General features: G+C 63.6%; 10 protein-coding genes and 1 tRNA gene. 6 read left to right on the forward strand and 5 right to left on the reverse strand.

Features of this window, described 5'->3' with window-relative positions:
- Window positions 1–36: 36 nt before the first annotated feature.
- On the forward strand, window positions 37–837 hold the full coding sequence (locus tag EXE46_RS12015; RefSeq protein ID WP_137688630.1) for a DUF429 domain-containing protein: 801 nt from the start codon (window positions 37–39) through the stop codon (window positions 835–837).
- A gap of 170 nt (window positions 838–1007) precedes the next feature.
- The gene (locus tag EXE46_RS12020) at window positions 1008–1709 is read left to right on the forward strand and encodes a TVP38/TMEM64 family protein (RefSeq protein ID WP_137688631.1); all 702 of its coding nucleotides are present in this window, start codon (window positions 1008–1010) and stop codon (window positions 1707–1709) included.
- A gap of 72 nt (window positions 1710–1781) precedes the next feature.
- Here EXE46_RS12020 and EXE46_RS12025 read toward each other — a convergent pair whose 3' ends face one another.
- Together EXE46_RS12025 and EXE46_RS12030 are read right to left on the reverse strand one after the other, a co-directional pair.
- A complete protein-coding gene (locus tag EXE46_RS12025) occupies window positions 1782–2204 on the reverse strand; it encodes a GtrA family protein (protein ID WP_137688632.1) in 423 nt (140 codons plus the stop codon).
- On the reverse strand, window positions 2201–3727 hold the full coding sequence (locus EXE46_RS12030; RefSeq protein ID WP_137688633.1) for a sulfatase: 1527 nt from the start codon (window positions 3725–3727) through the stop codon (window positions 2201–2203). Before EXE46_RS12030 ends, EXE46_RS12025 begins: the two co-directional genes overlap by 4 nt.
- A 158-nt stretch (window positions 3728–3885) precedes the next feature.
- Between EXE46_RS12030 and EXE46_RS12035 the strand changes: the two genes are divergently transcribed.
- Window positions 3886–4842, forward strand: a complete 957-nt coding sequence (locus tag EXE46_RS12035) for an alpha/beta fold hydrolase (protein WP_137688634.1) — start codon at window positions 3886–3888, stop codon at window positions 4840–4842.
- A 108-nt stretch (window positions 4843–4950) separates the two neighbouring features.
- Window positions 4951–5223: a hypothetical protein gene (locus EXE46_RS12040; protein ID WP_137688635.1), complete on the forward strand. Its 273-nt coding sequence runs from the start codon at window positions 4951–4953 to the stop codon at window positions 5221–5223.
- Window positions 5224–5351: 128 nt separating this feature from the next.
- On the opposite strand, the gene EXE46_RS12045 is transcribed toward EXE46_RS12040, so the two are convergent.
- Window positions 5352–5879, reverse strand: a complete 528-nt coding sequence (locus EXE46_RS12045; RefSeq protein ID WP_137688636.1) for a hypothetical protein — start codon at window positions 5877–5879, stop codon at window positions 5352–5354.
- 83 nt (window positions 5880–5962) lie between these two features.
- On the opposite strand from EXE46_RS12045, the gene EXE46_RS12050 reads away from it, so the two are divergent.
- Window positions 5963–6037, forward strand: a tRNA-Val gene (locus tag EXE46_RS12050).
- 535 nt (window positions 6038–6572) lie between these two features.
- On the opposite strand, the gene EXE46_RS12055 is transcribed toward EXE46_RS12050, so the two are convergent.
- Window positions 6573–7013 carry a hypothetical protein gene (locus tag EXE46_RS12055; RefSeq protein WP_137688637.1) on the reverse strand — a complete coding sequence of 147 codons (441 nt, stop codon included), beginning with the start codon at window positions 7011–7013 and terminating at the stop codon, window positions 6573–6575.
- 401 nt (window positions 7014–7414) lie between these two features.
- On the opposite strand from EXE46_RS12055, the gene EXE46_RS12060 reads away from it, so the two are divergent.
- On the forward strand, window positions 7415–7798 hold the full coding sequence (locus tag EXE46_RS12060) for a hypothetical protein (RefSeq protein WP_137688638.1): 384 nt from the start codon (window positions 7415–7417) through the stop codon (window positions 7796–7798).
- A gap of 328 nt (window positions 7799–8126) precedes the next feature.
- On the opposite strand, the gene EXE46_RS12065 is transcribed toward EXE46_RS12060, so the two are convergent.
- Window positions 8127–8876 carry a response regulator gene (locus tag EXE46_RS12065; RefSeq protein WP_137688639.1) on the reverse strand — a complete coding sequence of 250 codons (750 nt, stop codon included), beginning with the start codon at window positions 8874–8876 and terminating at the stop codon, window positions 8127–8129.
- Between the last annotated feature and the right edge of the window lie 198 nt (window positions 8877–9074).

Below are 9074 nucleotides of genomic sequence, written 5' to 3' on the forward strand. Positions count from 1 at the left end.
GCAGAGTTATTGCGCTACGAGTCGAACGGTAGGGAGATGTCGGCAGACACCGTCGCGGGCGTCGACTGGGCTGGCGGCGCGTGGCTCGCGGTCGTGTTCGACGGCGGCGACGAACCGGCGGCGCGCCTCGAACCCGACCTCGGAGCGCTGTGGCGGGAAGGCGAGTTCGACCGCGTCCTCGTCGACGTGCCGATCGGCCTCCCCGACGACCCCGAAACGCTCGCGGCCCGCGAGGTCGTCGACTCGGCCGCACGGTCGGCGGCCGAGCGGCCGAGCAGCGTGTTCCCCGTCCCCTCGCGGGGCGCGTGCGAGGCCGCGGCGGCGGGCGCGGACTACGAGACCGTCAGCGATCGGAACCGGGCCGACCTCGACAAGGGGCTCAGCCGCCAGTCGTACCACATTGCGCCGGCCGTCGGCGAGGTGGACGCGTTCCTTCGCGAGGACGAGTCGGCGCGCGAGGCGGTGATGGAGGCGCACCCGGAGGTGTGCTTCCGCGGGCTCGCCGGCCGGCCGCTCGACCACTCGAAGACCGGCGCGCCGGGCGTGGGGGAGCGGCTCGCGGCGCTCGACGGGCACCTCGACCACCCGAGCGCGGCGCTCGGCCGGATCTGTCGAGATCTGTTCGACGCCGCGGGGGATGGCGGCGGAACCGAGGGCGCCGCGATCGACGCCGCGGACGCCACCGTCGACGACGCCGTGGACGCGCTCGGGCTGGCGGTCGTCGCGCGCCGATCGGCCGACGAGCTCCGGTTCCTGCCGGGCGACGACCGCGAGCGGCGGGACGCAGAGGGCGTCCCGATGCGGATGGCGTACTGGAGTCCCGAGCCGCTGGCGTGAGCGCGCCGCGCCGCCCGTCGACTCCAGCGCGGTCCCGAGCGGGATCACCCCGGTTAACAGGGAGCTCACGTTCCACGGGACGGCGTCGGAGGCGTCGGCGACGACCTTGCCACCGGTGCGGCCCTCGCGGTGGTAAGCTTCAAGTCGCTCTGCCGCCCGCTACGACACGAATGAGACTCTTCTCCTCGCGGGCGGACCGCCGGCGGGGGATCGCGGCCGCGGTGGGTGTCGCGGTCCTCGCGGTCGGGCTCTACGTCTTCGTGAGCCGCTACGCGGGCTTCATCACCGACACGCAGGCCCTTCGGACGTGGCTCGACGGGTTCGGGATCTTCGCCCCGATCGTCTTCGTCGGCATCCAAGCCCTCCAAGTCATCGTCGCCCCGATTCCGGGACAGGTCGTCGCCCTCGTCGCGGGCTACCTCTTCGGTCCGCTCGCCGGGACGGTGTACAGCCTCACGGGCGTCCTCATCGGCAGCGCGGTCGCCTTCTCGCTCTCGAAGCGGTACGGGCGCTCCTTCGTCGAGCGAGTCATCCACGAGGACGTGATCGCCCGGTTCGACGGATTCGTCGACACCGTCGGTATTCCCGGGCTGTTCGCGTTCGTGATCATTCCGGGACTCCCCGACGACGCGATCTGCTTTCTGAGCGGGCTCACCAAGTGGTCGCTCCCGACCTTCATCGGCGTCATCGCCGTCGGACGGCTTCCGGCGTACGTGCTGACGGTGTACGCGGGCGGCGAACTCGCGAGCGGGCGGTTCCTCTCGGCGATGGCGCTCGTCGCGCTCGTCGTCGTCGCCTCCGCGGTGGGCTACTACAAGCAGGAGGCGGTCCGCGACCTCGTCGAGCGCGTCGAGCCTCGGCTCCCCTTCTGAGCCGCCGAGCGGGACTGGCGTGGCGTCGAGCGCCGCCAGTTCCGTTCGGCGACGGCGTCCGTCGCGACGGACCTACCCCCACGTCCACCGCGCGTCGAGCACGAAGCGGTAGAGGCCGCTGACGAGGATCGCGACCACGTTCGCGACGAGGTACATGATATTCCCCCACTCGACGAGCGCGGCGAGCACGCCGAGCTGGATCGGGATCGCGGTGCCGCGAACGAGATTCGTCTTCAGCAGTCCGGTGAGGTACTCCGAGACGCCCGTGTTCCGGCTCGCGCGGAACGTCCACGCGTTGTTGAGGACGTACGAACAGATGATCGTTATCTCGATGGCGATCGTCGCGCCGACGAGGTAGTTCAGCTCCGCGGTGTCGACGAACAGCCACAGAAGCGCCAGCTGGAGCCCCGCAGTGAGCGCGCCGACGACGACGAACCGGCGGAGCTGGACCGCGATCGGCCCGCTCGCGAGGTCGCGCAGGACCGCTCGGATCATTTGTACCCGAGCGCTTCGAGGCGGGCTTCGAGGTCTTCGTCGACCTCGTCGCCGCCGTCCTCGCCGCGCTCGGCGGCGGCCGCTTCGGCCGCCGCGCCGCGCTCGCGGAGCAGTTCCGCGTGGGCGTCGACGACCGGTGCGAACCGGTCGATGACCGCCTGCGCCTCCTCGTCCGGGTCGACCGCGAGGTTCTCCTGTTGGGTCGGGTCCGAGGGGCGGTGGTACAGCTCCCGCTCGCCGGCGTCGACGTTCTCGATGTACGTCCAGTCGTCGTCGCGCGCGCTGACGAACAGGTCGCCGTCCGACAGCGACCGGGGGATCGGCTGCTGGGTCACCTCCTCGCCGCGGACGGTCACCGAGACGACCGGGTCGGCCGTGGACCCGTCGCTTGTCGCCGAATCGCCCGCCTCGCCCCGGAGCGCCGGCAGGAGCGACTTGCCGTGCCACTCGTCGGGCGCGTCGACCCCGAGCAGGTCGGCGACCGTCGGCGGGATCGCGTCGAGCCCGACGTGGCCGTCGACGTGCCCCCCGTCGAGCCCGGGAACGTCGGCCACGAGCGGGACGCGGATCAGCTCGTCGTACAGCTTCGGGTAGTGGGCGAGGTGCCCGTGTTCCTGGAACTCCTCGCCGTGGTCGCCCGCGAGCAGCACCGCGGTGTCGTCGCGGACGCCGGCGGCGTCCAAGGAGTCGAGCAGCCGCCCGACACTGGCGTCGACCTGCCGCACCGTCGCCTGATACAGGGTCCGGAGCTCGCGGAGCGTCCGCTCGCCGACTTCGAGGCCGAGGCTCGTCCGGGCGTGCGCGTGAAGCATCTGATGGGTGCCGACGATGCCGTCGGAGACCTCGCGGATGTACCGCGGCGCGGGGACGTACGGGGTGTGGGTGTCCATGTAGTGGACCCACAGGAAGAACGGCTCGTCGGTGTCGTCGACGAACGCGGTCGCGGCGTCCTCGACGTCGAACATGCGCGAGGCGTCGAGGAACGGGCGGTCGTCGCTGTCGCCCCGGAGCTTCGAGCCGAGCCGCCGGACCGGCGAGGTCGCGAGCTGGATCCACGCCTCGACGGTCGGGTGCGCCGCGAGGTACCGGCTGTAGACGCTGGAGCCGACGCTGGTGACGAACGGCTCGAACTCGTCGAACCCGTCGGGGTACCCCCAGTGGTCGGTGAGAAAGCCGTTCGCGGCGTTGAAGCCGCCGGTCGCGATCCCGGCGTCGGAGAGCGTTTCCGCGAGGGTCGTCGACTCCGCGACGCCGATGTCGCCGTTCCGGGCGAACACCGGCTCCGACGCGAGGATGGACGGGAACGAGAAGGGCGTCCAGTTGCCGGTCGCGAACGCGCGGTCGAACACCGTCCCGCCGTCGGCGAGATCGTCGATGACCGGCGAGCGCCGCGCCGCGTCGTACGGGGAGACGGCGTCCGCGCGCAGCGAGTCCACCGTGACGAGGACGACGTTCGAGACGGTCGCGTCGTCGCTCGACGCGTTCGCGTCCGCAGCGGGAGATGTCGACGAATCGGATGTCATAGGTACGGTGCGAATCCCCACAGAACGCGCTCACTGCGGGCGAGCGCGGGGATTTGCGTATATACCCGGAACGGCGGTTGCCAGCGGCTTGAGGATTTCGATCCCCGGTATCCTCGGCCGAGCGTACCTATTTGGCGGTGCCGACGCACGGTATCGGTATGGACGACGCGCCCACCGGCCGCCCGGTCGACGAGGCGGCGCTGCCGGAACCGATTCCGGACGACGAGATTCCCGAGTCGATCCCGGGTCGATCCCGCGCGGTCGAGGCGAACGGCGTCCCGCTCCACGTCGTCGAGGCCGGCCCCGAAGACGGGAAGCTCCTCGTGTTGCTCCACGGCTTCCCCGAGTTCTGGTACGGCTGGCACGAGGCGATCGCGCCGCTCGCGAACGCGGGCTACCGCGTCGTCGTTCCCGACCAGCGGGGCTACAACCTCTCGGCGAAGCCGTCGGCCGTGCGAGACTACCGGATCGACGAACTCGCACGCGACGTCGTCGGGCTGATCGACGCCTACGATCGGGAGACGGCGGCCGTCGCGGGCCACGACTGGGGCGCCGCGGTGGCGTGGTGGCTCGCGCTCGCCCACGAGGACAGGGTCTCGGAGCTGGTCGCGGTCAACGTCCCGCACCCGACGGTCTTCGAACGCGCGTTGCGGGGGTCGTGGGACCAGCGGCTCAAGAGCTGGTACGTATTGGCGTTCCAGCTTCCGAAGCTGCCCGAGGCGGTCGCGAGCGCCGGGAACTGGCGGCTCGCGACGAACGCGCTGCGCGACACGAGCGCGCCCGGCACCTTCACCGACGAGGACCTGCGGCGGTACCGTCGGGCGTGGGACCGCGACGGCGCCTTCGAGGCGATGGTGAACTGGTACCGCGCGATCGTCCGCGACCGCCCGGAGCCGCCGAAGACGGAGGTGTCGGTTCCGACACTCGTGATCTGGGGCGCGAAAGACCGGTTCCTCGCGCGGCGGCTGGCCAACGAGAGCGTCGAGCGCTGCGTCGACGGCCGTCTGCTCGCGCTCGACGACGCGACGCACTGGGTCGTCCACGAGCACCCGCACCGCGTCGCCGAGGCGATCGCGGACCACGCCGACCCGCTGCCGCCGGGCGCGCGGGAGTGAGAGCCTCCGAAGGCGGCGTCAATCCCGTTCGTCCGCGCGACGCGACCAGAATTCTGTCCTCACCGCGCCGCCACAAAGGTTATATCTGCCCTCCACCAAAGGACAGATATGAGCAAGCACTTCGAAGACGCGCGGTACTACCTCGGTCGAGCGGCGGAGCACGCGAAGGCGGGCGTCGTGGAAGAGCTGGAGCCCGTCGAGGCGCGGGTGAAAGAGCTCGTCGGCCGCGAGGAGGAGGAGCCAGAACCCTCGCGGCTGGACAAGCTTCAGGCGGATTTAAAGGAACTCGAAGAGCGCGCCGAGGGAGAGGCCCGCGAGGCGGTGGCGTCCGCCCGGAAGCGCGTCGCGGAGTACCGCGGCAAGGACGCCGCCGCGGAGTAATCGCACGCCGACCGCCTCACCGCCTCACCGCCTCACCGCCTCACCGCCTCACCGCCTCACCGCCTCACCGCCTCACCGCCTCACCGCCTCACCGCCTCACCGCCTCACCGCCTCACCGCCTCACCGCCTCACCGTCTCGGCGGCTCGGCCGTCGCGGCCGCGTCGCCGCCGATCCGTTTCTCCGCGGGCACCACCGCGTACTCGATGCCGGCCGCCTCGAACAGCGAGCGGGCGCGCCGAACTCCGTTCTCGGCGCCGACGTCACTCGCGCGGTAGTGCCGGATCGGGTGGCGGATCCACGACGGCTCCCAGTGGGCGTACACGTCGGTCGTCGAGCGGTCGGCGCCGACGTATAAGGCGAGGTGGAGTTGGTCGTCGCTCGCGAGCGCGCCCTCGGGGTACCGGACCCAGCTCGCGACGGTCGTCTCCGGGGGCGTCTCGTAGTCGCGGTACTTGAGCGAGGAGACGAGGTTGCGGACGAACCCGAGTCGGTGAAGCTGCGCCTCGACGATCGGGTACGGCTCGCGGAGCGTGAGTGCGTACTGCTCGCGGGGCGTCTCGCGCTCGGCGTAGAGGCCGACGAGCGACAGCGGCGCGTGGAGGAGGCTCGCGACGCCCTGCCGGAGGCGTTCGAGGACGCGGAGTTCGTGGGTCACGAGGGCGATTCGGTCGGCCGCGGGATGAACCGTTCGGCGGAAGGTAACTCTTAAGTCCGGCAGTCGGATACCTCGACACGAGCGGGTTGGTGGTCTAGCCAGGTTATGACGGCTCCTTCACACGGAGCAGGCCGGCGGTTCGAATCCGCCCCAACCCAGTCAATATTCTGACACAACAGAATGGCCGCTTAGTCACTTTAGAGCCTCTCTCGTGTCAAAAATGGGCTTACGTATCGGGAAGATCACATAATATTCGAACCACAATTCTGATTGGTGGCGCAGGGGCTGGCGGTTTTGCGTGAAGGAGTCCATTGGTTTCCACGATCTCCGGTGTACGCGAATGTCTGCTTGGTCTGCGCGAATAATCCTCAGTTGGGTTGAACACAGCGAGAACCGCCGACCTGCTCCGTGTGAAGGAGCCGATCGGAACGTGACTTCTCATGTAGAAGACAAAATCAGATGTGTGGGAATCAAACCAGTCTACCCGGCGGACCTGAGACTACTGTGGACCATCACTTAGCGGAAGTTACTACAGGTCGAACTCGTCGTACTTTTCGAATACGAGACCGGAGTACTCGCCCGTCATCCTGCGTGGGCTTAGGAATTGATAGAATTCGTCGAGGACAAAACAGAAAAGGAGCGTCCAGCTACCGCACTAGACTGAGACAGGACAGAATGCGACGATATTGTTGATTATCTCCAGAGATGACGATCGCTAGTACCTCCAATTTTAATCTCTGAAGCGTCTTTCGCAACTCGTCTGAAGTACTTCTGAACAGTCTCACGAGAAACACCCATATTCTCAGCAAGCTCTCGTTTTCCCTCATCATGCCGAGGACCGAGGTTGGTGTAGTACTGAAAGTGTGCCATGTAGTGATATGTTGCCATTGCTGGCTTACCAGCAAGAGCGATTTGAAATGGTATTACTTCTCGATCTGGTATTATCGGAATATCCCCGTATAGTGCTCGAAGAGCAGCATACATACTGCCATTAATGAAACCCACCGGTTTGATCAGTTCATCATCACCGGTGAGAATGCCGTAGCTACCATGATCATGTCCAAACGCACACTCACCATTTTGCCCATCATATATGTGTAGGACATGTACGAACTCCTCATACTGCTCGTCCATACTGGATCAAACCTATGGCGCATATATAAAACTCACAAATTGTGAGTTTGGGCACGGACGTTTTTATACTCACGTAGCAACGTTCTCAGACGCCCTGTAAAAAGGGCGCAGAGCCCGCCAGAGCCCACATCCAGTAGCATGAGTGCGCGATGGTAGGGCACCGATGAGAGATATCAATGTCCAAGCCAGACTCTCCGCGTTCATCCGAACGCAACAGCCGAGAAGAACAGAGTGCGCTGCTTCCACTAGAATCAGCTGCTGATGTTGGCCGGTCGAACTATGCTCGCGTCGAATTTGATCAACACATCAGCGAGATGCTGACTGAGCACGCACACCAGCGTTCGCCACAAGACTGCTCCGATCGTTCCTACCGGAACCATCTCCTTGGTGTTGCCAGCGAAGTGGCGGTTGCTACGTGGCAAGAGGGGGCAATCGACGTCAGAATCTACCCCGATTACTGTGGCGACGACGGTGTCGATGTGGTGGCACCAGCAACTTGGGGAGACGGAACAGACACCTTCCAAGTGAAGGCGACACGGAAGATGCGTTCCCCCGAACAGTGGGTGGCAGAGGACGAAATCGACAAGGCGGATTACTTCGTCCTCTGTGCGACAAATGCTCCGTCTCGATACGTCGAGATCGTGGGGTACGTTCCCCAACCTGTACTCCGGAGCATCGGAACAGGATACCTCCGGAATGGCTACCTACTGTCAGCCGAGTATCTGAGTCCGGTCAAACCGGAACACTACTCGCCGAGCGACGTGCGTGAGGTGATGTACAGCTGACTGTTATGTTCTAAGCGCAATCACTGTCGCTCACGAGGACAACGGCGGGCTGCTGGTACAAACGCCAGAGCCCACATCCAGTAGCGATGGGAACTGTAGTACACATGGTAATCAAACCATCGGCGATTCAGCGAAAAACTGAATCTCGTTTAGGATTTATGAGGAGACTTGACACAGGGGTCACTCCGAGCTAAATCAAAGTGTCTCTGTGATAACGTTCCACAATCGAACTGAACAAAAACGTGTGGTTAATCATAAAATTTTTATAATTATTTTCATGTGATATTTCACGCTCTCAATCGGTCAGCACAGGTCACGGAGATACAGATCAAACGTGAATCATAGCTTGTGCAACTTTTTCACCTTGATAATAGCCATACGCCGTTGTGACTGTAGCTTTTTTAATTTCACCATCGATTGCTCTAATTCGATACTCGATCTCTGGGGCGTGACCACCTTCACTCATGAGTGTTCGAAACCGCTCACTTGCGGTTTCTTGATCTTCGGCATGAAGGAACTGAGTAAATGCCTCGTTCTCTAGGTCTGCGTGTGAGTCTGCATTGAGGAAAGTCACGGCTGAATCATTTGCGTAGACGGACCGGCCATCAGTATCAAACAAAAGTATCGGGATAGGTGCGGTATCCACTAGGTTATGATACCGTTCATCCGTTCGTTTTGCTGTCGCTTCTGTGTGGTACTGTTCAACGGCATTCTGAATCCGATTAGCTAGTAACGTGTAGTGATCCGTCCCGCTCTGTTTTTGAATGTAGTCTGTCGCACCAGCAGAAATCGCGTCGCCTGCAATCTCCTCACTTCCTTTTCCAGTGTATAGTATAAACGGGAGATTCGGTAACTTTGAACGGAGAGCCCTCAGAAATTCAATTCCATTTTTTCCGGGCATCTCATAGTCAGATACGATACAGTCGATATTATCTGCCGAAACACGATCCAAGCCTTCATCGACTCGATTAGCCGTCTCAACATCAAATTTCTCGTTTTGACGTTCCAAGAAGGTCTGTACCAATTCAGTAAAGCTTGGTTCATCATCGACGTGGAGAATCGAAGCATTTTGTTTCATAATTAGTATATTTGGTAGGCATAAGCAAAAAATCCTACGCTGGAAACTACATAGTGTATAGATACTACTTACGCTCTTGGGTAGAGGATTGTTGGTCAGTTCTCAGCAGTAGCTGGAAGTCACAGCAGGCAAGGGTGACGCGGCCGCGTCACCCGACGAACGATGTTCCCTATCAAGACGTTCGTCTCGGAGCGTCGC

Source organism: Halorubrum sp. GN11_10-6_MGM, from assembly GCF_005435165.1.
Taxonomy (GTDB): domain Archaea; phylum Halobacteriota; class Halobacteria; order Halobacteriales; family Haloferacaceae; genus Halorubrum.

Coding starts and splice junctions, on each gene's coding strand:
- EXE46_RS12035 (WP_137688634.1), top strand. CDS start 3,886: ATGGACGACGCGCCCACCGGCCGCCCGGTCGACGAGGCGGCGCTGCCG.
- EXE46_RS12015 (WP_137688630.1), top strand. CDS start 37: ATGTCGGCAGACACCGTCGCGGGCGTCGACTGGGCTGGCGGCGCGTGG.
- EXE46_RS12055 (WP_137688637.1), bottom strand. CDS start 7,013: ATGGACGAGCAGTATGAGGAGTTCGTACATGTCCTACACATATATGAT.
- EXE46_RS12030 (WP_137688633.1), bottom strand. CDS start 3,727: ATGACATCCGATTCGTCGACATCTCCCGCTGCGGACGCGAACGCGTCG.
- EXE46_RS12020 (WP_137688631.1), top strand. CDS start 1,008: ATGAGACTCTTCTCCTCGCGGGCGGACCGCCGGCGGGGGATCGCGGCC.
- EXE46_RS12040 (WP_137688635.1), top strand. CDS start 4,951: ATGAGCAAGCACTTCGAAGACGCGCGGTACTACCTCGGTCGAGCGGCG.
- EXE46_RS12025 (WP_137688632.1), bottom strand. CDS start 2,204: ATGATCCGAGCGGTCCTGCGCGACCTCGCGAGCGGGCCGATCGCGGTC.
- EXE46_RS12065 (WP_137688639.1), bottom strand. CDS start 8,876: ATGAAACAAAATGCTTCGATTCTCCACGTCGATGATGAACCAAGCTTT.